Raw genomic sequence first — 24,398 nt, forward strand, 5'->3', positions numbered from 1 at the left:
CCCCCTCCGGACAGCCCGGGGGGCTGTCCGGAGGATCAGGGCCGGGCGCAGCAGCGGACGCGGCCCGGAGGGGATCCCGATCGCCCGCTCCAAAGCAAAGGCCCCGCAAGGGGCTTTTGCTTTGGAGCTGGGGATCGGGATCGAATCGTCCGATGCGCGCCGATAGGCCCCCGCAGGACCAGGGCGGGGCGCAGCGGCCATCAACTTATTTTCCCAACAAAGTTGCCTTTGTAAAAGGCCGGGCGGGTCGATAGGCTCAACGCATCCCCCGGAGTCAACATGCGCCGTTTAGGGCTTCTCTTGGCTGTCGCCTGCACCCTTGGAGCCAAAGACCCGATCCCGGTGGAAACGACGATTGCGGCTGTCCGTCTTCATCCAGGCGAAGGTTGGGTAACCCGCAAGGGAACCGTCCAGTTGCTGGAGGGAGGGTCCAGCCGCGTAATCATCCCTGGGCTTCCAGCAGGGCTCCGGTTTGATGACTTGCGCCTCAGAGCCCAGGGGCCTGCTGGAACTCGAATCGGTGACTTGACGGTCAGGGAGGCCCCCCAGACCTACCGTGAGCGAACGGAATGGAAACGCCTGGAGAAGGAGGCCGCTGACCTCCGGGGAAGGCTGGCCCTCCTCGATCTTCGCCAGAAGAACCAGGCAAAGGCCAGGCAGCTATTCCTGGACCTTAAAGCCGCCCAAACCAAGGGGTTTCAGCAATCCCTGACCACCGGCGCCCTGAAGCCCCAATCCATCCTGGATTTCAGTTTCGCGGTCGAGAGTCGGAGCCTCGAACTTGCGCGCCAGGATGCGGCCTTGAGCGAGGAGCGAAGCTCCTTGAAGTCGAGGGCTGACCGGAACGATGAAGCCATGGAAGGACTGAAACGGGAAGGCGAGGCCAATCCCACGGTCATCTCCGTGGAATTGGAGGTCCCCCGGGCCTGCTCCGTGGGCCTGGAATTGTCCTTCCGGGTCCAGGAGGCATCCTGGGCACCAGCCTACGAGGCGCGCTTAAGCCCAGACAAGCGTCACCTGGAACTGGTCCTGTTCGCAGCCGTGAAACAAGCGACCAATGAGAATTGGAACGGAATCAGCCTGGAACTTCTGAGCCAGGCCCCTTCAGGTCGCCTGGACCTTCCGGCAGGGATTCGCCTCCCTGGGCTGAGTTACCAGGAGTCCGGCGCTCGAAAACCCGGCATTCCTGTTCCTGAGAATCCAGTTTCGCCCGCCGCCCTGACTACCTTGAAGGTGCCAGGCCAGGTTCAGGTGCGAACGGGAGAGGAACAGCGCTTCCGAATCGGCAGCCTCGATCTTGTTCCTTCATTCCGCTACCTGGCGATCCCCCGCCAGGGAAGCGATGTCTATTTGATGGCCATGGTCCTCCCTGCTCCCGGTTTTCCCCTTGTTGGAGGCAGCCCTGTGGATATGCTCCAAGGCACCGAAAGGGTCGGCACCCTCCAGATGGAAGCCCCGGGGCCTGGAGACCCACTCCGGTTGAGCTACGGCCCGGTGCCTGGGTTGACTGCACGCAGGGAAGTCCTCGAGCGCAACCATTCGGAAATCGGGGACAAGACCAAGGAGCGTCAGTGGGTCTTCAAGGAGAGCTTTGAAGTGGAGAGCACGTTTTCGACCCCTGTGGAAGTCGAGGTCCAGGACCGGACAGTGACCTCAGGTACGGATTCCGTGAAAGTGGACCAGGTGTCGGGTACGACTCCAGGCTGGGAAACCATCCATACAGGAATACGACGCTGGATCCTCCAATTGCCTCCCGGCGGCAAGGCCACGGTCCTTCAGAAGACCCGGATCCAGGGTCCCTTGGTGGGACACCTTGTCAACGTGGGCGATCTTTCATTGGAGGGGAACTGATGCGCCGCCTGATCCTGCCCGTTCTCTCCCTCTGTCTTTCCGCCCAGGAACCCGCCCTGAACCTTTCCCTTAGCCGCGTAAGGATCCATCCTCATCAAGCCTGGATAACCCGTGAGGCAACCTGGAACTTTCGCAGCCCTGGATCCCAGCGGATTCGGCTCACGGACCTTCCCCCAGGCCTTTCCTTGGAGGATATTCGCGTCCAGGCCGAAGGCATCCCCGGTCTCCGCCTGGGCAACATCGGCATCACCCAGGAAGAAGCCCGGACTGAACCTGATGCTGGCACCAAGGCCCTTCAGACCGAGATCCAGACGCTGACCCGCGGCCAGGAAGAGCTGGTGCAAAAGCTTGGCGCCCTGGATGAAGCCATGGCTGCCATCACCAATCTGAAGCCCGATTCAGGCGCGACCCCGACAGGCCAGGTTCCGGATCCCAAGGCGGCCGTTGATCTTGCACGGGCGATCCAGGCCCGTTCGGAAGCAATTCTTGCGCAGGCAGAAGACTTGAGGAAGGAACAGGCCGTTGTCCAAGCCCGATTGGGCGCCCTTTCCGCCTCTCTCTTCAAGAAGGAGAGTTTGGCAAAAAGAAACAAAAGCGTCATTTCGGTAGAGCTGGATTCCCCGGCGGCAGGAGAGGCCCGGCTCCAGGTTCTGAGCCGCACCGGAGCTGCCCGCTGGAGACCCACCTATGAGGTCCGCCTGGGCGAGAAGGGGCTCGAACTCCTGTGCTATGCAAGCATCGGCCAGGCGACGGGAGAGGACTGGAAGAACGTCGGGCTGGAGATTTCGAACGCGGAACCGGAAAGGGCGATCCATGCCCCGATCCCGCCCCCGCCCGTTAAGCTGCTCTACAACGCCCCAGAAGTGGCCGTTATGGGCAGCATCGAGGGGAGGGTCACGGACAGGAGCGGCCACCCTCTGGCCGGGGTTGCAGTGATTGCCAGCTCCGACGTCATCAAGCCAAGGACAAGGTCCGCAACGACCGACCGGAATGGGGTGTTCCGGCTTCAACTCCTGCCGCTTGGGGACTATCGATTGCAGGCGACAAGGGCTGGCTACCCATCCTCGATGTCATTCGCTCGCGTCCTCTCGGCGCAACCCGTGAGCATTGGCATTCAGCTTATGCCATCCGCAGGAGGGGCCACCGTCGAGGTCGTTGCGAGCGCACCGGCGGTGGACCACTCAGTGACCAATACAGCCATTGTCCTCGGAGGTTCGGCAGTCTCAAACAACTATGCGCTGGAAGAAACGCCTGCCCATTATGAGGAATCAGGAGAGTTGAGTCTTGCGTGGAGCTTGGCCGGCAAGCGGGATATCCCCTCCGACTCCCAGGCCAGGCGCATTCTTTTGGCCCAGAGCATCGCGGAAGCGAATTTGCAACTCCGGGCGCTTCCGAGGAGCAGTTCGGAAGTGTTCCTGGTCGCACCCCTGCGCTCACAGCCCGGCTACCCCTGGTTCCCTGGAACCCCGACCACGGTATTCCGCAATGGAGAGCAACTCGGGCAGGTAGCCCTGCCGCGCCTTCAGCCCGGCGAACGGACCTTGTTCAGTTTTGGCCCAGTTCCCGGGATCCGGGTCCAACGTCAGCGGACGGAAGCCACGGTTGCCCTGGCCAGGAACGGGAAGTCCCGGCAATGGACCCTCCGGGAGAAGGTGATCCTGTTCAACGACCTGGACCATGAAGTCGACATCCAGGTGCAGGAGCCCTCGATTCGCTCAGCGTCAGACCGGGTGCGGGTCGAGGTACTTCCTGAAGCGACTCCAGCCCAGGAAATCGAGGGCGATCTTGTTTGGCACGTCAAGGTGCCATCCCACGGCCAGGCAAGGATCGAGGAGGCTTGGCGCATTCTGGGACCGACCACCGGATCTGTCCCTGAAGTTGTCGCCCTTGGACTCCCAACAAGCGATTAGATGGACGGGGTTGGCCGTCCTTCCGATTGTTTGCGCCGACCCACTTCGCATTGAACCTGGACGTCGGAAGGTGGCAGCGAAGGACCAAACGCAGAGGCGCTGAGGATTCGCTGGGGCGCAGAGAACAGAGGCTCACAAAGCGCGCACCTAGTGTAGGCCGCCAGAAGAACAGGTAACACCTTGTCCCCCCCCCTTCGCCTCGGGTCCAGTTCAGGGCTTGGTGTTGACGAGTCGCTTGATGCCCCCGTCCTTGAGGGGCCAGTTATGAAAATTGATCAGCAGGCCCACTTCGAAATTTGCAAAGTGGAGGCAGCTATTCAGTTGGGCGAAGTCGGCCTCCGAAAACTTCGCAATGGCCTTCGCCTCGACGACCACCTTGTGGTCCACCACGATATCCATGATGTAGGCATTCTCGACGCACAATTCCTTGTAGGTGATGTCGAGGTGAACCTCGCGTAGGGCCTCGTGTCCGGCCAACCTGAGTTCATGGGCGAGGCAAGCCTTGTAGGCATTTTCCAGGAGTCCAGGCCCCAGAACTATCTGCACCCTGATGGCAGCGAGGATGATGGCTTCGGTGATATCTCGATGGGGATAGTTGTCGCCCCAATCTTCGCCCCAATGCCGACCCATGACTTCCTCCTTCGGGTCAGGAGTGCGCTCAATCACGCCGGGACGTTCAGGCCAGAATTCTTTCCTCGGTATCCTCGGCCTCCTCGGCGCCTCGGCGATGGGCTTTTCGACGGGTGCTTCGGCGCATGTAATCTTTGCGCCGACTGATACTTGAGAAAGCCATCGCCGAGGCGCCGAGGAGGCCGAGGATACCGAGGAAAAGAAAAAGGCAGGTTCGCCGTCAACCCTTGGCAGAGGCCGTCCGAATGGCCGCGAGGGCCTGCCGTGCTCGTGTCACCTTGGCGAGGATATCGTTCGCGGACGCGGTCCAAACAAATGGTTTCGGAGCGGCATTGTGTCTCGCGATATAGGTGTGGATCGCTGCTTCGAGTTCCGGGACGGATCTGAAAATACCCCTTCGGATGCGGTTCTCCGTGATGTCTCGGAAAAATCGCTCCACCATGTTCAACCACGATGAACTGGTGGGGGTGAAGTGAACGTGGACCCTCGAATGGCCTTTCAACCAGCTTTTGACCGCCGGATGTTTGTGGGTGGCGTAGTTGTCGCAAATGATGTGCAGAGCGAGTCGCTTCGACGTACCCCGCTCAAGCCGCTTGAGGAACTTCAGCCACTCCTCATGGCGATGACGTGGCATCGTGGCCGAGATCACCGTACCATCCAGCGTGTTCATGGCCGCAAAGAGGGTGGTCGTTCCATTGCGCTTGTAGTCGTGCGTCATGGTGCCGCAGCGACCCTTCTTCATCGGTAGGCCAGGCTGAGTCCGGTCCAGGGCCTGAATCTGGCTCTTCTCATCTACGCTCAGCACGATGGCATGCTCCGGAGGGTCCAGATACAGGGCCACGATGTCCACCAACTTCTCTTCGAAATGAGGATCGTTGCTTAACTTGAAACCAACGGTGCGGTGCGGCTTGAGGCCATTCTGACGCCAAATGCGTCCCACCGTGCTCTCGCTCACCCCGGTGGCCTGCGCCATGGAGGCCCGGCTCCAGTGCGTGGCATTGACGGGCTGTTCCTGCGTCGTCTTATGGAGCACCTCTTGCCCCTTCAAAGCAATCACCCAAGACTTCCGGCCTCGACCTGGGCGTTCCCTCTCGAGGCCATCGAAGCCCGCTTCCTCCCATCGCTTGAGGCATTGCCAAGCAGTCCGATGATCACAGCCCAAAGCCTGGCCGATGTCACGAAAGGACTCGCCAGAAGCTCGATGAAGAACAATCTTGGCCCGCAGGACGCTGCGCGCAGGCAAGGTCCGGCTCCGCGCCATTTCCTCAAGGCGTCTGAATTGCTCCACAGTTAGATCAACTCGCCCCACTTGCGCCAAAGTTCTCACCTGCCGCTTGGATGCGACGAGCTGTATTGGCGTTACAGGTATTTCTGGCGGCCTACACTAGAATCTTCTCGAAGGAACCCGGTCTGGGGCCAGAGGAGGAACTTGCCACCACGTGTACGCATGGCTGCAGTCAGCATTTATTCCTAGGACTCAACCTGGGCCCCAGCGGCCTTCACCCAGTCCGCGATGGCATCCAGGACCCGTTCGTCCAGGTGTCCCGCCACGGCATATTCGCTGGGTTCCGAGCGTCCGGCGCCGGCGATGAAAAGGTGGTTGAGAGCCGGGAACCATTTGAACGTGGCCCTCGACTTCCCCTGAAGCCCCTTCTTCCACCCGGCGAAATCCTGTTCCGTGACCTGGTAGTCCCGCCCCCCTTGCAGGACCAGGAACGGCTTTCCCAGTTTCGCGGCTTCCCGGCCAGGATCATATCCCTTCAGGTCCAACCAATAGGAGGCCGGGACATCGAAGGGCAAGGGTCCGGAATCGGCTGTTCCCGGCGCAAGGGATTTCACCCTGGCGACCCGGGCAGTCATGTCGGCCAGAACGGCCTCTGGAACATGGAGGTACCGGTATTGTTCAAGGATCATGTCCTCCATGGGCCGGGTCGCCCCCGCCAGGGAGATGAAGCCCGCTGCGAACGTGCAACGAGCTCCGATCCGCGGAAGCAGGGTGCCCCCCAGAGAGTGGCCGAGAACGAATACCCTGCCTGGATCCACCTGGGGCTGGCCACGCAGGATGGTGGCGGCTTCGGCAGCGTCCAGGACCGTTTCCTCCTGGACGGTCATGTGTTCCTTGAATGCGGTATTGAAGGCCTGCGGCGCGGCCCTGGTACGTTTGTCGTAGCGGTAGACGGCGATGCCCCGCCTGGCCAAACCCCAGGCCAGATCCCGGAAGGGAGCGTTGGCCCCGATGGTCCCGTCCCGATCCTGGGGACCGGAACCATGGACCAGCACCAGGGCCGGCCATGGACCCTTGCCCGCGGGCAGGGTCAAGGTACCGGGCAGCACGAAGGGAGCCTTGCCAAAAGCCAGGACCTGTTCCACGACTCCGGCGGGCGGGACCCTGGCCGGCTGCGGATCCGCCTCCGCTCGTTCCAGGTGGAACGGGAAGGTCCTACCCCCCTGGCTGAAGGTGCCCCGGATCATTCCGTTCTCGAAAAGGCCCAGGAACGTAGGATTGCCGGGGATGCCCGCCATCCGGAAAGCCACTTCGGGCAGCGCCACTTTCAACTCGGCCAGATCGAAATCCTTCAGCATCTGGGCAGGAATGTTGATCCGGCCGCGCCAAGGTTGACCGGGCTCCAGGTCCACCTGGATTCTCAGCGCCTGGCCCGGAACCTGAATGGCTCCGGCCCAGTGACCGCCGGGGTCGGCCACCGGTTGGGCAAAGCAAAAGACCGCGGCGAAGGGAGCGAGGAACGGACGCAGGATCGGGATCTCCTCTTGGATTGGGCCGTAGGCGAGGAACCGTGCCAGAAGGCCTCCCGGGGAAATCGATACAGAAGGAGGCAGGCCTGTGTTTCATTGTACTCGCAGCGTCTCGGCGGGGTCGGATTGGGCGGCCCGGCGCGTGGGCAGTAGGGCGGCCAACAGCGCCACCAGGACCAGCACGAACACGGCCCCTGCAAGGATGGCCGGATCCGCCGGTTTGACCCCGTAGAGGAAGGATTTCAGAATCCGGGTCAGGACCAGGGAACCGCCCAGCCCGAGAATGGCTCCGGCGGCGGCCATGCCCAAGGCTTCCCGAAGGACCAGCCACTGGATGGCCAGGGGGGCCGCTCCCAGGGCCAAGCGAATCCCGAATTCGCCCATGCGCCGGTTCACGCTGAACGCCATCAGGCCGTAGATGCCGATACTTGCCAGCAAGAGGGAAAACCCGGCCATGAACACCGAAAGGGCCGCCAGCAGGCGTTCCTGACGGATCTCATGATCGCGCAGGTCTTCCTGGGTGCTGACCCGGGCGATGGGGACAGCCGGATCGACCCCGGCGATGACGTTCCTCACCAGGGGGAGCAGGACCGCGGTTGGGGCGCTGGTGCGAAGGGCGTAACAGGCGGACCGGCCCGGGTCCTGGCGGTAGCAGAGGAAGGCGGTTGGCTCTGCCGGATTGCGGATGTTGACGTGACGTATGTCCGGACAGACCCCGATGATCTGCCAGTCCTCCGCCGTGCCCATGCGCAGGGTCTGGCCGAGGGGATTCTTTCCGGGAAGGAAGGCGTGGACAAAAGCCTCGTTCACCACGACCACCTTGGGGGAGCCCTGGTCGTCGCTCCGGAGGAACCCTCGGCCCAGGTTGAAGTGGACACCCAGGGTGGGGAAAAAGGTCTCGTTCACCTGGACGACCAGGGTGCTGCGCTCGCCGACCGCTGTTTCTGGCATTCCCGGCAGTTCGAAACTGGTAGCCACGCTGGATCCACTGAGGAATGGCGACCCGCTGAGGCCGGCACCCGAAACCCCCGGCAGGGCACGGAGACCTTCCAGGGCCAGTTCGTGGAAGTCCGCCCGTGGCGGGTGGCCGGTGTTGCCGGGATCCACCGACACCAGGAGCAGGTTTCGGGTGTCGAACCCGGGATTTATGGCCAGCAGACCGTGCATGGAACGGAGCAGGAGGCCCGCTCCCGAAAGCAGGGTCAAGGAAAAGCCGAGCTGGGCAACAATCAGAATCCTGCCCAGGGCCGGGCGCCGCGCGCCATGGCTGGCGTGTTCACGCAGACCGCCGAGGGGGTCGGTCCGGGCGGCCCTCAAAGCCGGAAGCAGGCCGGAGAGGAGCCCGGACGCCACGGCCACGGCCAGGGAAAAGCCCAGGACCGCGGGGCTGAGGGCCAGGTCGTAGGCGAGACCGTCCGGGGTTCCCGCCAGCAGGCGCGAAAGCCCATCGCGGACCCCGAGGGCCACAAGCAGGCCCAGCCCGCCGCCGATCAGGGCCAACACCAGGCCTTCAAGGATCACCGGCAGCATAAGGTCACTGCGGGAGGCGCCCAGAGCGGCCCGGACAGCATCCTCGTGGCGGCGCGAGGCGCCGCGGGTAATGGCGAGGCCGGAAAGGTTGGCGCAGGCCGCCAGCAGCAACAGGCCGGCCCCGCCCATCATCATGACCAGGGTTTGCCGGTGCTGCTTCCGGCCCGAGCCTGGACCCCGACGGCCATCCTCAATCACCATTCTGGGCCGCTCCCCGGGATTCTGGATCCGCCGGCGGAATTCCAGGTCAAGTGCCCCCTGGAAGGAAGCGTCACGGCCAGGCCTGACCCGGGCCATCAGCCTCAGCCACCAGTGTTTTTCCGACGTGGCCCGATAACTTGGGAGAAGGGTCTGGCGGGGCGAGAGGGGCACGTAGAAGGTTTCCCTCGCGCCCGGGATCAGCCCCTGGAATGCGCCCGGCAGAATCCCTATGACAACATAGGGACGACCATTCAGGGAGAGAGTCCGGCCCAGGGCGGCAGGGTCCCCACCGAACTGGCGCCTCCAGAAACCATGGCTCAGGACTACGGTTTCAGGTCCCCCTTCGGCCCCGTCCTCCGGCCCGAAAGTTCGGCCCAGAGCGGGCCGGACTTCCAGTGAAGAAAAGAAATTGCTGGATACCATCACGCCATCCGTGACCAGGGGCTCGCTGGCCGCCCTGGCGGTGATCCCCGGCAAAGGCAGGAAGGAGAATACCTGGGCGGAATCTGCAGCCGCGCTGCGGAAGGCCTGGTAAAGCTCCAGCGAAACCGCATTGCCCTCGGAGTGCTGCAGACCACTCCTCAAGGTCCCACTGAATGAATGAAAGTTTCCACGTCCTCCAATCCAGGAAATCGTTCGAAGTTCCTGGGGCCGTGGCACTGGAAGGGATCGGAGCAGGATGCCGTTGGCCAAGGCGAAGATGCCGGTGGCCGTACCGATCCCCAAGGCCATGGAAAGCACGGCGAAGAGTGAGAAGGCGGGACGATGGAAGAGCGCGGCCACCGTGCGGCGAAGCTCAACGCTGAAAAACCTCATTCGGAGTCCTCGGCTGGGGCAGGTGCAAGGGGGTGGGAGAATTGTGGAGTAGCCAGAACGACGCCAAACGCATAAGCCTTCCAAATCATGGTTTTCCAACAGGCTGAAAGATTTCTCACGCCCACTCGCCTTCCCGGATTCGGGACGTTAGGTCCCGAATCCGGGATGAGTCGTGGAGTGAAAGGCGGCCATCCACCGGTACCATTTGCGGGGGTCCTTCTTCAGGAGGTCCACTTCCGGTTCCGGTTCGGCCATGATGGCCAAAACACGCTGGTGGGCGGTGTCGTTAGGGCGGCACCGAAGCTACCTTTCTTCTTCCGGGAAGAGGGGCGGGGCAGGTTCCGCGGCAGCTCTCGCGGCCAACTCCCCATCCCGCCTGGCCTTCTCGGCTTCCATCTTCCGCTCCCAGGGCGTGCGGAACGTGTCCGGCTGTTCGATGAAGGAGCCGGTTGGCCAGGTTCGTCACCTGGGGCGTGTTGCGGTACCTGGCCTGCAGGATCCGGGTGATGTCCCTGGAGGCGAGATCCCCGTGCTCGAAGAAGAAGCTCTTGATGTGGGCCCAGGAGAAGAAGTTCGGGTGGACGATCTGGTTGGAGTCCCCGCACAGGATGAATCGCCCCGCCTTGTGCAGGGTCTTCAACAACAGGGCCACCAGGTCGCAGCGGGCCTGGCAGACCGGAAGGTGGCCGTGCGCCACGATGTTGGGCTCGAACAGGCGTGCCTCCCCCTGGAAGGCCAGGTATTTCTCGAAGAGGTCGAAGACTTTCGCCCGCTGGGCCTCGGGGAGGATGGATTGGCGCACGCCCAGGCCCAGGTAGGCCTCCCGGTCCAGCCAGGGACGATCCACGGGGTAGCCGGTCAGCACGCCCTTGAACTCCTCGTGGAGACGGTGGACGTCGAATTCGGGCGCGGATCGGCTGTGTCGACGGAACCAGACCCGGAAATCCTTGTAGGTGGCCTCCCGGCCATCGGGAACCTGGAGGGTCTCCAGGAATTCCCTGAAGCTCAGGAAGTCCACCTCCTGCCCCTCGCGGGTGAAACCGTGGGCGTGGTACATGCGCCGGGCGTTCTCGGCCAGGTAGGGCGACAGGGGCGCATACAGGATGGCGCCGGTCCCGGATTCCAGGTCCTAGGACATGTTTCTTATCGCTCGGAGGTCCGGTCCCAGGCCGTGAGCAGTTCCTCCCTCCGGAGCGCGCTCCAGTCCCGGCCGCAGTTGGCGGAGGTCGCGGCGGGTCCGCGCATGTTCAGGTCATGCCACGTGATGAGCCAATGGATTTCCATTTCGCTCAGGACGACGGGGATTCGAGGTTTGGCAGTCTGTATCATTGGGCGCGACCAGGGAAAGGACGTGTCGGGAGGGAGGCACCATGGAGGACCTTACCCCTTGGGCGGCCATACCCGGCCGGGTTCCCCTGAACGGTCGAAAACCGGGGGACGAACGGTCATATCTTGATCTTTCCTACAATCGGAAGACCCGCGGATTGCACCTTGCCAGGTGAATCCGATGCCCGGTGCGGTTGACCCTATGCGTTGCCACCGCCTCCGCCTCTTGGCCCTGGTTCAGACGCATTCTGGCCCAGCAAGGCACGTGACTGTTCACGACTTAAAATCTACATTGCAATTATGGCATTTATTTCCATAATTACATACATGTTGCCCCGCCGCCTCACGCCCCGGATCCATGACCTGCTGGACCATTCTCCCGCGGTCGTCCTGCTGGGACCCCGCCAGGCCGGCAAGACGACGCTCGCCCTGGAGATCGGCGAGCGGTCCCCTTCGATCTACCTGGACCTTGAGGACGAGAATGACCGTGCCAGGCTCTCAGATCCCAGCAGGTATCTTGCAGGCCATGATCGCGAGCTGGTCATCCTCGATGAGGTTCACCGCATGCCGGAGCTCTTTCAACAGCTGCGCGGCATCATCGACCGGGGGCGGAGGCAGGGCAAGGCCAATGGCCGCTTCCTCCTGCTCGGGTCCGCCGCCATGGACCTGCTCAAACAATCCGGCGAAAGCCTCGCAGGGCGGATCTCCTATTCGGAGCTCGGCCCGTTCGACGCCCTGGAAATCGGCCCTGATCAGCTGGAGACGCTTTGGGTGAGGGGCGGGTTCCCGCGAAGCTTCCTGGCCGAATCCGACGAAGTCAGCCTGACCTGGCGGCGGAATTTCATCCGCACCTACCTGGAGCGCGACATCCCGCAATTCGGCCCCCGGATCCCGGCCGAAACCCTCCGGCGATTCTGGACGATGCTGGCGCACAATCAGGCCCAGGCCCTGAATGCGGCCAATCTCGCCAGCGCTCTGGGAGTGGATGGGAAGACCGTCGCAAGATACCTCGATCTGTTGGTAGACCTGTTGCTTGTCAGACGCCTGCCGGCCTGGAATCGCAATGCCGGGAAACGCCTGGTCAGGTCGCCCAAGGTCTATGTGCGCGACAGCGGAATCGCCCACGCACTGCTCGGAATCCGGGACAAGGAGGCGCTGCTGGGTCACCCCGTTGCGGGCCAGACCTGGGAAAGTTTTGTGATCGAGACGCTGATCACCGCGGCCCCGGAGGGAACCGAAGCCCACTACTACCGGACCTCCAACGGAACCGAACTGGACCTGCTGCTTACCCTTCCCGGCGGAGCGTTCTGGGCTGTCGAAGTCACGCGAAGCATGGCGCCGAAACTGGAACGCGGCTTCCATTCCGCATGTGCCGATCTGAATCCGCATAAGCGCTTCTGCGCCTACCCTGGCCCGGACCGCTACCCCCTCGCCGACCGCACGGAAGCCATCGGGATCCTCGAACTGGCGAAGGAGCTCCGGGCCGCGGGTTAGCGGGATATTGCACCTTGCGAAAACCGCCCGATGCCCGATGCTTCGGTTCCAAGCTGCCGACGGCCAAGGAGGAACCCATGCCTGTCGCCAAACTGAAGCGCTTCCTGGATGACCACGAGGTCAAGTACCTCTCCATCACCCACTCCAAGGCCTACACGGCCATGGACGTGGCGGAGTCCGCCCACGTCAAGGGCAAGGAGGTGGCCAAGACCGTCGTGGTGAAGGTGGACGACCATCTGGCCATGGCGGTGCTGCCCGCCACCCGCAAGGTGGACCTGGACCTGCTGCGCCGGGGGACCGGAGCGGTGAACCTGGACCTGGCCAAGGAGCCGGAATTCCGGGGCGACTTCCCCGAGTGCGAGCTGGGGGCCATGCCGCCCTTCGGGAACCTCTACCGGATGGATGTCTTCGTGGACCCGCGGCTGGCCTCCAACGAGCAGATCGCCTTCAACGCGGGCTCCCATACGGAAGTGGTCCGGATGCGGTACCTGGACTTCGACCGCCTGGTGCACCCCAGGACGCTGGCCCTCTCGGCACCCTAGGCCACCGGAAAGTGGATCCGGAACGCCAGGCCGTCCTGCGGCCCGGGCAGGATGTGGATGCCGGCGCCATGGGACTGGAGCACCCCCAGCACCGAGGCCAGGCCCAGTCCCCGCCCCACGAAGCGCGTGGTGAAGAAGGGGTCGAACATCCGGCTGAGGACCTCGGGGTTCGGCCAGGTGCCGTCATTGGCGATTTCCAGGCACACGGTCCAGGGGCCCTTGGGACGTTCCGATGCCCAGACGCCCGGTGCGCCGGGACCCGGCGGGCCCTCCTGGTGATCCATGAAGAGCCTCGCCCGCACCTGGCCCCCGGCCAGGCCGGCCTCGTCCATGGCCTCCCAGGCGTTGGCCACGATGGCGTCCAGGGCCCCTTCCAGGCGGGCGGGATCCCCGTTGATGGGTGGCACCCCTTCCAGTTCCAGGTGCGGCACGCGGCCTCCGTGCCGGGCGCCCGAAGCCGGGGCCCAGCGCCGGAGCAGTTCCGGAAGCTCCAGGCGGACCATCCTCGAAATGCCCCGTCCGGAAAAATCGTTCATCTTCCAGGACAGGGCGATGGCGCGCTTGAGCACCCCCCTGGTGGTGGCGGTGGCCAGGAGGACTTCGGGGCGGTCCGAGGCCTGGAGGTCGATGATGTCCAGGCCCGCCGAGAGCGCCGCGAACAGGTTATTGAAGTCGTGGGCGATGCTGCCGGCCATCAGGACGAGGCTGTCGGCCTTCCGGGCCATGGCCTCGGCCTCCTGGGCCCGGCGCAGCGGCGCGATGTCCTGGGCGAAGACGAGCATGGTCCGGAGCCCCTCGAAGTCCACGGCCCGGGCGTTGATGGCCACGTCCACGGATGTGCCGTCAAGCCGGGTGAGCCGCTCCTCTGTGGCCGGCGCCAGGTCGCCCGTTTCTAAGGCCTTCAGGATCCGGTCCTCCGCCCCGCACCGGTCCCCGGAGCACACCCGGTCCAGCACGGGCTCCCCCACGAGATCCGCAGGACCCCCGGCGCGGAAAAGCGCGACCGCCGCGGGATTGAGGTACACGAACCGCCCCTCCCTGTGCAGGAAGAGCGCCACGGGACTCTGCTCGGCCATGACCCGGAAGCGGTCCTCGCTTTCCCGCAGCGCGTCCACCGCGGCCAGCTGGGCCGTGATGTCCTTGCCGGTCATCAGCACCTTCAGACTCCCCTGCAGGTTCACCAGGGTGCAGCTCAGGAGCAGCCGGCGGACGTCTCCCGCGCGGGACCTGAGGTCGACCCTGCTCCCGGTGCAGACGCCCGTGGCCTGGAGTTCCGCGAAGAGGGCCCCCCTGGCCCCGGGATCCAGCCACACCCCGAGTTCCGCCGGGTTCCGTCCCACCGCCTCCTCCCGGGGGACCCCCGTCAGGGTGGTCCAGGCCTGGTTGGCCAGGACGACCCGGCCGCTGGGGAATTCCGAGAGGGTCACAGGGTCGGGCGTCTGGTCGAAGAGTTCCTGGAACAGCCCGGCGCTGGCCTTCGCTTGCTCCTCTGCTTCCTTCGTGTGCGTGATCTCGATGTGGTTGACCAGACAGCCGGACTGGCTGTCCAGGGGCGTTGCGATCATCTTGAACCAGCGCCGGCGGTCCGTGGAGTCGCAGGTGTAGTCGAAGGTGAACGGCGTCCTGCCGCCGGCCAGGACGTCCAGAAGCCCCTCCCGGAGCTCCACGGCCTCCACCGGCACCGAAGCCAGGTAGTCGGCCCCCACCTCGCTCCCGGTCCCTCCGTTGGCCAAGCCGAAGGCCCTCCAGGCCCGGTTCACAAGGAGGATCCTGCCGGCAGGGTCCAGCACCGCGATGTTCGTCGGAATGGCGTCCAGAACGGTCTGCATGCCTGCCAAGCCGGACTTGTCCAAGCCCGGTCCTCCACTCGCCATGGTTCCTCCCCCGCGGGCGCCGGACATCGGCCGCCTTGATTGAACAATAGGCGTTTAACCATCTATGCCCATACGTAATAACGCTTAGATGCACGGATTCCGGAAAACCACCCCCGGGATTGGAACAAGGGGACGCCGCGGTCATCCAATAGCCAAACCGTAGACCTGCCCCATGGTGGGGGAGGTTCGTCCCAGGCCCCCTTGGCGAACCCCAAGGCGGGTAGGCATTGTGCCGACCTATTCACGGAGGTCCCTTCATCCAACCCCGGAGCCGGGGGGAGCGCCATTTCCCGGTTCCACGCACCTGGAGAACGCCATGACACGGACAACCCTATCGAAGTTCCTGCTCGCCGCGGCGGCGGTGGCCGCGCTGATGGTCGCCCCGGCCTGCGGCCGCACCGAAGGCGAGAAGGAGGTCAAGGATCTTTCCCAGAAGGCCGCCGAACTGGAGACCCTCAACCAGAAGGCGGGCGCCGCCAGCGCCGAGGAGAAGCGAAAGCTCGCCCAGGCGGGCGTCAACAACGTGGCGCCCAACCCCGACACCCTGGAGCTGACCCCGGACCAGAAGACCGCCCTGGAGGCCCGCATCAAGGTGGAGAAGAACAGCTCCTACCAGGCCCTGCTCCAGGAGGTGCTGGACAAGGACAAGGAGATCAAGGGCCTCAACCAGAAGATCGGCCAGCTGCGGGCCGTCCTGCCCCGGCCTGAGATCGCCAAGGCCGACGACACCCACTTCGACATGTCCGTGCGCTACCTGAGGAAGCGGGGCGTGCCCGAGGAGAAGGCCAAGGCGCTGGTGGCCAAGGTGCTGACCGTGGACCAGCTTGCGCCGGGCTTCCACGTCTACCACTTCTACAGCAACGGCGTCTACGGCTCCTGGGTGGCCCAGGGCAAGGCGGACATGAGCCCCACGCAGCTGCAGGCCGAGAGGAAGGCCAAGATCGAGGGTGAGCGGGACCAGGCCCTGGAGCGCAGCAAGGAGCTGCAGGCGAGCATCGTGGACCTCACCGCCCAGCAGCAGAAGCTCACCGCCGACGTGGAGGGGCTGCGCGCGGAGAAGGAGAAGATGACCAAGGACCTGACCGTGCTCACCGCCGCGAGCCAGGCCCAGCAGGCCCTCCTCAACTCCGTCCACTACCTGGTGGGCAGGCGCAAGGCGCTCGAGGACGAAGGCATCATCGTGGTGCCCGTGTTCGCCAAGGACCGCGCGGGCTCCAACTGGAACGACCAGGCCTTCACGAAGGCGGCCGATCTTCGTTCCCAGGACACCATCACCATCAGCGCCGCCGAGGCGGGCGTGGAGAAGATCAACAAGGTCAACGTGGTCCCCGGCTCCCTCGTGAAGGACAAGCACTACACGCTTGCGTTCAACCCGGACCACACCCAGGCCACGGTCAGGCTCCTGGCCAAGGAACGGTTCCGCAACGAGAAGGTGGCCTTCGCGGTCACCGACTGACGGCTTCGATCAGCTTCACCCGGGCCTCCTCCAGCGTATAGGGCTTCGATAGAGCCAGCAGGTGGGGGTCCGTGGCCAGAAGCCGCGTGACGGCGTCGCCCAGGAAGCCCGTGGCCAGGATGACGGGCAGGCCGGGGCGGCGCTCGCGCAGGAGGGCCAGGGTCTCCGTGCCGCTCAATCCGGGCATGTTGAGATCGAGGAGCACGACGTCCACCTCCAGGTCCAGGTCCAGCAGGGCCAGGCCCTCCGATCCTCCGGAAGCGGTCGTCACCTGGTGGCCCAGGAGCTCCAGGAGTTCGGGGGCGGCGTCGCGGATCAGTTCGTCGTCGTCCACCAGAAGGATCCGCAGGGGCCTGCCGGGATCGGCGGGGACCGGCACGGGCGCGGCGGGCCGCGCGGCCCCGGCCAGGGCGGGAAGGCGCAGCCGGATGCGCGTGCCCTCGCCGGGCCTGCTGTCGATGGCGATGGTACCGCCGTGGGCCTTGACGGTGCTGTAGACCATGGAGAGGCCCAGCCCCGTGCCCTTCCCGTAGGGCTTGGTCGTGTAGAAGGGCTCCATGGCCCGCTGGAGCACCCAGGGCTCCATGCCCTGGCCGGTGTCGTCCACCGCCAGTTCCACCTGGGCATCGGGCAGGGCCCGGGTGCGGATGACCAGGACGCCGCCGTCGGCCATGGCGTCCACGGCGTTCACGCACAGGTTCATGAAGGCGCTGCCAAGCGCGCTGGGCTCGCCCATGACCATGGGCAGACCCGCCTCCAGGGCCACGTCCAGGCGGACCCGCTGCAGCAGGGTGCGGCGGAGCAGCTCGCATTCCTGGCCCACCACCTCGTTGAGGTCCACGGGGCAGGCCTCCCGCAGGTCCTTGCGGGCGAAGTCCGACAGGCCCTTGACCAGGTCCCGCCCCCGCAGCGCGGCGCGCTCGATGGTGGTGATGGAGGCCATCAGCCGGTCCTCCCCCGCGTGCACGACCTTGAGGGTCTGGGTGACGGCGTGGATGGCGCCGAGCACGTTGTTCATGTCGTGGGCCACGCCGCCGGCGAGGCTGCCCAGGCTCTCCAGCTTCTGGGCGTGCTGGAGCTCGGCCTCGAGCCGCTTGCGCTCCTCCTCCGCGGTCTGGCGCTCCAGGCTCGCGGCGATCTGGCCCGAGACGAACTGCAGCAGCTCCAGGTCCCCCTGCGAATAGTGCACGCCGCCCTTGTAGCTCTGCACCGCCAGCATCCCCAGTACGCGCCCGGCCGAGGACAGCGGCACGCCGAGCCAGTCCAGGGGCGGCTCCCCGCGCAGGGCGATGCGGCCCTCCAGAACCAGCTCCTCGATCCGCCGGGGATCCAGGCGCCAGGGCTTCCCGCTGCGCAGCACCAGGTCCGTGAGGCCATGGGCCATCTTCAGGGGCGGAGGGGGCGGGTCGTTCTCGTCCACGAAGTAGGGGAAGCGCACCGTCTCCCCGTCGGGATCCAGGAGCGCCACGTAGAAGTTCTCCGCGGGCATGAAGGCCTTGATGATCCCGTGGATCCGCGCGTACAGGTCCCCCAGGCTCCGTGCGGCCTCCGAGATCTCGAAGAGCGCCGTCTGCATCTTCTGGGCGGAGAGACGGTCGTGGATATCCATGTTCATGCCCACCCAGGACTCCACCGTCCCGTCGGGGCCCATCAGGGGCACGGCCCGCACGTGGTTCCACCGCCACTGGCCCGTGTGGTGGCGCAGGCGGTACTCCTGCTGCACGCGCACGCACGATTCGAGCCCCTTGAACCAGACCTCCATCACCCGGGGCCGGTCCTCGGGGTGGATGCAGGCCTCGTAGCCGTAGCCGCACCACTGGTCGAAGGTCTGGCCCGTGTAGGCCCGCCAGGAGGGGGAGTCCTCGGTGACGAAGCCCCGGCCGTCGCAGGTCCAGACGATCTGGGCGGAGGCCTCCACCAGGGCGCGGTACTTGGCCTCGTTGGCCAGCACTTCCCGGCCCTTGGCCTCCCAGTGGCCGACGGCCTCGACGCCCCCATTGCCCGACTGGGCCAGGACGCGGCCCAGAAGATCCAGCAATGGTTCCTTGCCACCCATGGGTTCCTCTTGTATTGGAATCCCCGGTCGCCCGGGGATTTCCTACTCGATCGTATCACCCCTTGGGGGCTTCCCCGGTATCGAGGTTCTCCAGGTTCTGCAGCGAGATCATGGGCGCGTGGATCTCCAGGTTGACGCCCTCCTCCACGTGGATCGCGGCCACCCGGCTCGCGGTGGGGGCCGTGTACTCGTTCTGCATCTTCATGGCCTCGAGGATCAGCAGGGGCTGCCCCTCCTCCACCACGTCCCCGGGCTGCACGAGGAGCTTGAGCACCTTGCCCGGCATGAGGGCGATGATCGTCTTGGCCTCGCTGCGCTTGCTCCGGGCCATGGCTTCGGCCAGGAGGGTCTTGCGGGGGTCCTGGAGCGTGAACTCGTAGGCCCCGTCGTACGTGGCGGCCCGGAAGCCGTGGAGGTCCGGGTCGGGATTGCGGATGCGGTCGATGTTCACGCCCACGCTGCGGCCTTCCATGATGATGGAATAGCTGGAGCGCTCCACCTTCACGATGTCCAGGGGCACCTCCTCCCCGTCCCAGGTCATGACGGTGGTGCCGCGGCGGCGGTAGATCTCGAGTTCAACGGTCTGGTCGGCGACGACGAGGGTTCGTTTCATGTTCAGTACCTCAGAGCCTATTGAACTTGTTCAGGGACTTCCAGGCCTGGCTGGTGGGGACGCAGTCGTTCCTGGGGGTGGGCTGCTGGGCCCGGCGCTCCTCCATCTCCAGCTCGTCGAAGAGCGCGGCGGCCACGGCGAACTTGAGGCTGGGGCCCACGGCCTTCTGCTTCCACCACGGATGCGCCAGGATCCCCGTGTGGAGGTCGCCCTTGAGGAACTGCTTGTTCTCCAGCAGCGTCTTGAAGAAGGCCACGTTGTTGCGCACGCCGCCCAGGCGCATCTCCATGAGGGCCGAGTGCATGCGCTGCAGGGCCTCCTGGCGCGTCTGGCCCCAGGTGGAGATCTTGGCCAGCAGCGGCGCGTAGAAGGGACTCATCTCCCAGCCGAAGTAGACGCCGCTGTCGTTGCGCAGGTTGTGCCCCTGGGGCGAGCGCAGGTACTGGATCCGGCCCGAGGAGGGCGCGAAGTCCCGGTCCGGGTCCTCGGCGTTGATGCGGCACTGGATGGCGTGGCCCCAGAAGGGGATCTTGTCCTGGGTGAGGGGGAGCTTCTTGCCCTGGGCGATGTCGATCTGCCACTTCACCAGGTCCTGGCCCGTGATCCACTCCGTGACGGCGTGGCCGCCCTGGATGCGGCAGGTCATCTCCAGGAAGTAGTGGTTGCCCTCCTGGTCCAGGAGGAACTCCACCGTGCCGATGCCCACATAGCCCACCGCCCTGGCGATGGCCACGGCCTGCTCGCCCAGGGTCCGGCGCAGCTCGGGGGAGACGCCCGGGGACGGCGCCTCCTCGCAGATCTGCTGGAAGCGGCGCTGCACCGAGCCCTCCCGCTCCCAGAGGTAGACGTAGTTCCCGTGGGCGTCGCCGGCGATCTGCACCTCGATGTGGCGGGGGTGGATGAGGGCCTTCTCCAGGTAGACCCGCTCGTCCCAGAAGGAGAAGATGCTCTCGCCCTTGACCCGGGGCAGCGCCCGGCGCAGGTCCCCGGCGGTCTTGACCAGGCGCATCCCCTTGCCGTCCCGGCCCAGCACGGGCTTGACCATCAGGGGATAGCCCATCTTGCGGGCCTCGTCCAGCAGCTCCTCGTCGCCCATGGTCTCCTGGATTCCGGGCAGCACGGGGCAGCCCACGGACTGGGCGATCTCCCGGGCGGTGATCTTGTTGTCCATCTTCTCCAGCACCTCCGCGCTGGGGCCCAGCCAGGTGATGCCGGCGTCCTGGATCAGGCGCACCGCCTCGGGGTCCTCGGCCAGGAAGCCGTAGCCCGGGTGGATGGAATCCGCCCCCGTCTTCCGGCAGGCCTCGATGAGCTTGTCGGCGCGCATGTAGCTTTCCCGCGCGGGCGTGGGACCGATGGGCACGGACAGGATGGCGAGGCGCACGTGCATGGCCCCCCGGTCCGAATCCGAATACACGGCGACCGTGGGGATGTCGATCTCCCGGCACGTGCGCATGATCCGGCAGGCGATTTCGCCTCGGTTCGCGATGAGCAATCTGGTGACGGGCATGGCCTCTTCCTCACGGATGGCCCCGGGCTGAAACTGGGGCATCATAGAATAGTGCGAACCCCCAGACTACCAAACATGACCCTAAGGTCCATAATCTGTACCCTCCTGGTCCTCTCCTTGGGCGCCTGTGGGCGCAAGGGGGATCCCATTCCCCGCACCCGCGCGGCGCCCGGCCCCTGCGTCATCCGCTGGACCGCCCACCGCGTGCTGGAGGTGCGCCTGCCGGTCCTGGACGCCCGGGGCGGCGGCCTGGTGGGCGTGGAGAAGGTCCGCGTCTTCCTTCTCCCCCTGGGCCCGGGCCGCCCCACGGCCCAGGAGGTCCTCGCCCGGGGCGAGGTGGTGCTGGAGCGGAGCCGCCCGGATCTTCCGGGCCCCGGCGGGATCCTGCAGCTGGACATGCGCCAGATCGGCAGGCCGTCCGGTTGGGTCGTCGCCGCCGCCGTGCGCGTCGGCAACGTGGTGGGCGTTCCCAGCGAGCCGGTCGCCTGGCTGGATCCGGCGATCTGAACGTCAGCGAGACGCCAGCCAGTCCCCCCACCAGTTCGCAACGGCCCGGGCCAACTGGTCCTTGGGCAGCGGCCCGAGGGGCTCGGCCTGGCCGGCGGCGGTGACGGGCAGGAGGGTGTTGGCCTGGTGGCCGAAGGCCCTGCCGGAGCCGATGTCGTTCACCAGGACCCCGTCCAGGTGCTTCTTCCTGAGCTTCACGGTGGCGTTGGGGACGTGCTCCTCGCTTTCGGCGGCGAAGCCCAGGAGCCACTGGCCGCTGCGCTTCTCCCCCGCGAGGGTGGCCAGCACGTCGGGGGTGCGCACCAGGGTGAGGGTCTCGGGACCCTCCTGCTTCTTCACCTTCTCGGGGGCGCAGGCTTCGGGACGCTGGTCGGCCACGGCGGCGGCGGCCACGAGGCCGTCCGCGTCCGGCCACACCTTCCGACAGGCCTCCAGCATCTGCTGGGCGCTGCGCACCCGGTGGGTCTCGATGCCCCAGGGCGCGGGAAGCTCGCCGCCCAGCACCAGGTCCACCCGGGCGCCGAGGTTGCGGAAGGCCCGGGCCAGCTCCACCCCCATCTCCCCCGAGGAGCGGTTGGTGAGCGTGCGCACCGGGTCCAGGTCCTCCCGGGTGGGCCCGGCGGTGACGAGGATGCGCTTGCCCAGGAAGCTGCGGTGGGAGGGCCCGGCCAGGGCCTCCACGGCGTCGGCGATGTCCAGGATGTCGGCGAGCTTGCCCGCGCCCTCCTCCCCGCAGGCCAGGAGGCCTTCCACCGGCTCCACGATGGTGTGGCCGAAACCCTTGAGGGTGGCCACGTTGGCCTGCACCGCCGGGTGGGCCCACATGGCCTTGTTCATGGCCGGCGCCCAGAGCACCCTGGCGGTGGTGGCCAGGAGCAGGGTGGACAGCAGGTCCGTGGCCAGGCCGTTGGCGGTCTTCCCGATGATGTCCGCGGTGGCGGGCACCACGGCCGCCACGTCCGCCCAGCGGGCCAGGTCGATGTGCTCGATGACCGGGTTGGGCCGCCACTCGTGGTAGTCCGGGTTGGCGCCGAAGCAGGGCTGGCCCGTGAGGGAGGCCAGGGTGAGGGGGGTGATGAACCGGGACCCCGCGTCCGTCAGGCAGCATCTGACCACATGCCCGCGTTTGGTGAGAGTGCGCGCCAGTTCCGCCGCCCGGTATGCCGCGATCCCCCCCGTGATGCCCAGCAGGATGTTCATCTTCAAGCCTCCAATACCATACTAACGCTGGATTTCTCCCAGTTTCCTTGATAGACTTGGCCTCTTCGAGGGAAGTCCATGACCGTACAGCGCACCGTAGTCCATATTCCGGAAGAGATCGCCAACAAGTACCGGTTCGTCGTGGTCACGGGTAAACGTTGCGAGCAGCTTCAGCGCGGCGCCTATCCCAAGGTGGAAGTGACCGTCCCCATGAACAAGCTGGGCCAGCCCCAGGAGGCTCCCCGCCTCGCCTCCTTCTGGGCCCAGGTGGCCATCAAGGAAGTGGAGGAAGGCCGCATCGCCTTCGAGGAGCCCGAGGTGATCACCCTGGACTACACCACGGAGATCCCCATCTCGGTGGAGTAGGCACCGGCCAGGACCGTGACGAGGCCCCCGCGAGGGGGCCTCGTCGCGTCCCGCGGGAACTTATTTCAACACCTGATGAAATTCGGGTTGCCTTTCCTTCCGGGGAACCCATAATTCAACAAGCGTTGAAAAAGGATTCCCCTTGGCAACTCCCCGCCCCCGTGGCCCCAAATCCGTGAAGATGGACCCCAGGACCCTCCTGGACGCCGCCCTGAAGGTCTTCGGCCGGGAGGGCCTGGAGGGGGCCAGCCTGCGGGCCATCGCCCGGGAAGCCGGCTGCGACCCCTCGCTCATCTACTACCACTTCGAGAACAAGGAGGCCATGTTCACGGCCCTCCTGGAGGAGCGCATCACGCCCCTGGTGAAGGACCTGCGCCGGCTGGCCAATCCCCTGGACCCGCGGAGCACGGCCGAAAAGCTCTGGCTGGCCATGCAGGCCTTCCACCTCCACGTGCACGACAGCGCCGGGTTCCGGGCGATGGTGCGGGGGCAGATCGTGCGGGGCGCCGAGACCATCCCCGAGCAGCTGGCGATCCGCCTGCGTCCGGCGCAGATGGCCGTGCTCGGCATCCTCCGCCGGGGCCAGCGCCGGGGCGAGCTCCGGCCGGGCCTCAATCCCTTCCTGCTGGGCCTGTTCCTCATCCGCATGGAGGCGGAGATCCTCGACCTGGTCCCGATCTTCGCGGAGCGCCTCGCGGGGCTCCCGGCCCCCACGGGCATCGCCCTGGCCGAGCGCACCTGGTTCGAAGTGTTCTGGCGGGGCGTGGCCGCCCATCCCCTGGAACCCCTGCCCTTCCTGGAGACCGTATGAAGAAGACCGCCCTGGTCCTGCTCGCCCTGCTCACCCTCGGGTGCAACCGCGACGGCGTCGTCACCCTGAACGGCCGGGTCGAGGCCTACCTCTCGGACCTGGGCCCCCGGGTGCCGGGCACCATCCTCTCCATCGACGTGAAGGAGGGCCAGCGGGTGAAGGCCGGCGATCTCCTGGTGCGGCTCTCCGCGGCCGAACTGGGGTCCGCGGTGGACCGGGACGCCGCGGGCCTGGCCTCGGCCGAGGCCAGGAACCGCATGTACCGGGCCGGCAACCGCCCCGAGGACATCGCCCAGGGCGAGGCCCGGGTGCGGGACGCCCAGGCCGCGCTGGCCCTCGCGACCGACACGCACAAGCGCGTCGCCAGCCTCCACGGAGACAGGATCGCCTCCAGGGCCGACCTGGACAAGGCCGTGGCCGACCGGGACCGGGCCGAGGCGGCCCTCCACCTGCAGAAGAAGGCCCTGGATGAGCTCCGCGCGGGCTTTCGCGCCGAGGACCGCGCCGGCGCCGAGGCCGATGCCCGCAAGGCCCGGGCGGTCCTGGACCAGAGCCGGGTGCAGGCGTCCTTCCTGGAGATCCGGGCGCCCTTCGACTGCGTGGTGATCCACCGCCTGCGCGAGGTGGGCAGCGTCGTGGGGGCCTCCCAGGCCGTGCTCACCGTCGCGCGTCTGGACGAGCTCTGGGTGCGCCTCTACATCCCCCAGCCCCTCCAGCCCCGGGTGGCGCAGGGCATGCCGCTGCAGGTGGCGACCCTCGACGGCCGGACCTTCGACGCCGCCCTGGACGAGGTGAACAGCGTGCCCGAATACACCCCCAAGATGGTGGAGACCGCCGAGGAGCGCATCAACCTCGTCTACCCCGCCCAGGTGCACCTGGCCCGCGGCTGGGACAAGGGCCTCATCCCCGGCGTGGCCGTGGACGTCAAGCTCAAGCCCAGGGGCAAGTGAC

Annotated in this window: 20 protein-coding genes; 9 read left to right on the forward strand and 11 right to left on the reverse strand. The window is 65.9% G+C overall.

What is annotated here, in order from left to right; all coding sequences use genetic code 11:
* Positions 1–279 precede the first annotated feature (279 nt).
* Together ACZ5MC_RS15140 and ACZ5MC_RS15145 are read left to right on the forward strand one after the other, a co-directional pair.
* On the forward strand, positions 280–1,851 hold the full coding sequence (locus ACZ5MC_RS15140; RefSeq protein WP_306601337.1) for a DUF4139 domain-containing protein: 1,572 nt from the start codon (positions 280–282) through the stop codon (positions 1,849–1,851).
* Entirely contained in the window at positions 1,851–3,761 is a 1,911-nt protein-coding gene (locus ACZ5MC_RS15145) for a DUF4139 domain-containing protein (RefSeq protein WP_464516181.1), read from the forward strand. The genes ACZ5MC_RS15140 and ACZ5MC_RS15145 overlap by 1 nt, the downstream gene beginning before the upstream one ends.
* Positions 3,762–3,971: 210 nt before the next feature.
* Here the strand turns inward: ACZ5MC_RS15145 and ACZ5MC_RS15150 are convergent, their stop codons facing one another.
* The 6 genes from ACZ5MC_RS15150 to ACZ5MC_RS15175 all read right to left on the reverse strand — a co-directional run bounded on the left by ACZ5MC_RS15150 (position 3,972) and on the right by ACZ5MC_RS15175 (position 10,976).
* Entirely contained in the window at positions 3,972–4,391 is a 420-nt protein-coding gene (locus ACZ5MC_RS15150) for a GxxExxY protein (RefSeq protein WP_464515953.1), read from the reverse strand.
* Positions 4,392–4,611: 220 nt separating this feature from the next.
* The gene (locus tag ACZ5MC_RS15155; RefSeq protein WP_306597910.1) at positions 4,612–5,652 is read right to left on the reverse strand and encodes an IS630 family transposase; all 1,041 of its coding nucleotides are present in this window, start codon (positions 5,650–5,652) and stop codon (positions 4,612–4,614) included.
* Between the two features lie 209 nt (positions 5,653–5,861).
* Complete coding sequence (locus ACZ5MC_RS15160) at positions 5,862–7,028, reverse strand: alpha/beta hydrolase family protein (protein WP_464516182.1); 1,167 nt, start codon at positions 7,026–7,028, stop codon at positions 5,862–5,864.
* Between the two features lie 210 nt (positions 7,029–7,238).
* On the reverse strand, positions 7,239–9,692 hold the full coding sequence (locus ACZ5MC_RS15165) for an ADOP family duplicated permease (RefSeq protein WP_464516183.1): 2,454 nt from the start codon (positions 9,690–9,692) through the stop codon (positions 7,239–7,241).
* A 286-nt stretch (positions 9,693–9,978) separates the two neighbouring features.
* Positions 9,979–10,749, reverse strand: coding sequence for a hypothetical protein (locus ACZ5MC_RS15170; RefSeq protein WP_464516184.1), 771 nt, complete (start codon positions 10,747–10,749; stop codon positions 9,979–9,981).
* 86 nt (positions 10,750–10,835) lie between these two features.
* Complete coding sequence (locus tag ACZ5MC_RS15175; RefSeq protein ID WP_306601340.1) at positions 10,836–10,976, reverse strand: hypothetical protein; 141 nt, start codon at positions 10,974–10,976, stop codon at positions 10,836–10,838.
* 369 nt (positions 10,977–11,345) lie between these two features.
* On the opposite strand from ACZ5MC_RS15175, the gene ACZ5MC_RS15180 reads away from it, so the two are divergent.
* Both ACZ5MC_RS15180 and ACZ5MC_RS15185 read left to right on the forward strand, forming a co-directional pair.
* Positions 11,346–12,512: an ATP-binding protein gene (locus tag ACZ5MC_RS15180; RefSeq protein WP_464516185.1), complete on the forward strand. Its 1,167-nt coding sequence runs from the start codon at positions 11,346–11,348 to the stop codon at positions 12,510–12,512.
* Positions 12,513–12,589: 77 nt separating this feature from the next.
* Complete coding sequence (locus ACZ5MC_RS15185; RefSeq protein ID WP_306601342.1) at positions 12,590–13,054, forward strand: aminoacyl-tRNA deacylase; 465 nt, start codon at positions 12,590–12,592, stop codon at positions 13,052–13,054.
* Here the strand turns inward: ACZ5MC_RS15185 and ACZ5MC_RS15190 are convergent.
* Complete coding sequence (locus tag ACZ5MC_RS15190; RefSeq protein WP_464516186.1) at positions 13,051–14,907, reverse strand: PAS domain-containing protein; 1,857 nt, start codon at positions 14,905–14,907, stop codon at positions 13,051–13,053. The two genes, ACZ5MC_RS15185 and ACZ5MC_RS15190, sit on opposite strands and share 4 nt — an antisense overlap.
* Before the next feature lie 337 nt (positions 14,908–15,244).
* Here ACZ5MC_RS15190 and ACZ5MC_RS15195 point away from each other — a divergent pair, with 337 nt between their 5' ends.
* Positions 15,245–16,384, forward strand: coding sequence for a hypothetical protein (locus tag ACZ5MC_RS15195; protein WP_464516187.1), 1,140 nt, complete (start codon positions 15,245–15,247; stop codon positions 16,382–16,384).
* On the opposite strand, the gene ACZ5MC_RS15200 is transcribed toward ACZ5MC_RS15195, so the two are convergent.
* From ACZ5MC_RS15200 to ACZ5MC_RS15210, 3 genes are read right to left on the reverse strand one after another with little or no spacing between them, the layout of a single operon-like run.
* The gene (locus ACZ5MC_RS15200; protein WP_306601346.1) at positions 16,374–18,440 is read right to left on the reverse strand and encodes an ATP-binding protein; all 2,067 of its coding nucleotides are present in this window, start codon (positions 18,438–18,440) and stop codon (positions 16,374–16,376) included. The genes ACZ5MC_RS15195 and ACZ5MC_RS15200 overlap by 11 nt on opposite strands.
* 55 nt (positions 18,441–18,495) lie before the next feature.
* Positions 18,496–19,053 carry an acyl-CoA carboxylase biotin carboxyl carrier protein subunit gene (locus ACZ5MC_RS15205; protein ID WP_306601347.1) on the reverse strand — a complete coding sequence of 186 codons (558 nt, stop codon included), beginning with the start codon at positions 19,051–19,053 and terminating at the stop codon, positions 18,496–18,498.
* A 10-nt stretch (positions 19,054–19,063) separates the two neighbouring features.
* Positions 19,064–20,563 (reverse strand): acetyl-CoA carboxylase biotin carboxylase subunit, encoded by a 1,500-nt coding sequence (locus ACZ5MC_RS15210; RefSeq protein ID WP_306601348.1) that lies wholly within the window; start codon positions 20,561–20,563, stop codon positions 19,064–19,066.
* Between the two features lie 117 nt (positions 20,564–20,680).
* Here ACZ5MC_RS15210 and ACZ5MC_RS15215 point away from each other — a divergent pair, with 117 nt between their 5' ends.
* Positions 20,681–21,070, forward strand: coding sequence for a hypothetical protein (locus ACZ5MC_RS15215; RefSeq protein ID WP_306601349.1), 390 nt, complete (start codon positions 20,681–20,683; stop codon positions 21,068–21,070).
* A 3-nt stretch (positions 21,071–21,073) separates the two neighbouring features.
* Here ACZ5MC_RS15215 and coaBC read toward each other — a convergent pair whose 3' ends face one another.
* Complete coding sequence (coaBC, locus tag ACZ5MC_RS15220) at positions 21,074–22,270, reverse strand: bifunctional phosphopantothenoylcysteine decarboxylase/phosphopantothenate--cysteine ligase CoaBC (RefSeq protein ID WP_306601351.1); 1,197 nt, start codon at positions 22,268–22,270, stop codon at positions 21,074–21,076.
* Positions 22,271–22,348: 78 nt separating this feature from the next.
* Here coaBC and ACZ5MC_RS15225 point away from each other — a divergent pair, with 78 nt between their 5' ends.
* From ACZ5MC_RS15225 to ACZ5MC_RS15235, 3 genes are all read left to right on the forward strand, one after another.
* Positions 22,349–22,636 (forward strand): DNA-directed RNA polymerase subunit omega, encoded by a 288-nt coding sequence (locus ACZ5MC_RS15225; RefSeq protein WP_306601352.1) that lies wholly within the window; start codon positions 22,349–22,351, stop codon positions 22,634–22,636.
* A 142-nt stretch (positions 22,637–22,778) separates the two neighbouring features.
* Positions 22,779–23,447 carry a TetR/AcrR family transcriptional regulator gene (locus tag ACZ5MC_RS15230; RefSeq protein ID WP_306601353.1) on the forward strand — a complete coding sequence of 223 codons (669 nt, stop codon included), beginning with the start codon at positions 22,779–22,781 and terminating at the stop codon, positions 23,445–23,447.
* A complete protein-coding gene (locus tag ACZ5MC_RS15235) occupies positions 23,444–24,397 on the forward strand; it encodes an HlyD family secretion protein (protein WP_306601354.1) in 954 nt (317 codons plus the stop codon). Before ACZ5MC_RS15230 ends, ACZ5MC_RS15235 begins: the two co-directional genes overlap by 4 nt.
* Position 24,398 lies beyond the last annotated feature (1 nt).

The organism is Mesoterricola sp. JemC181, from assembly GCF_055384585.1.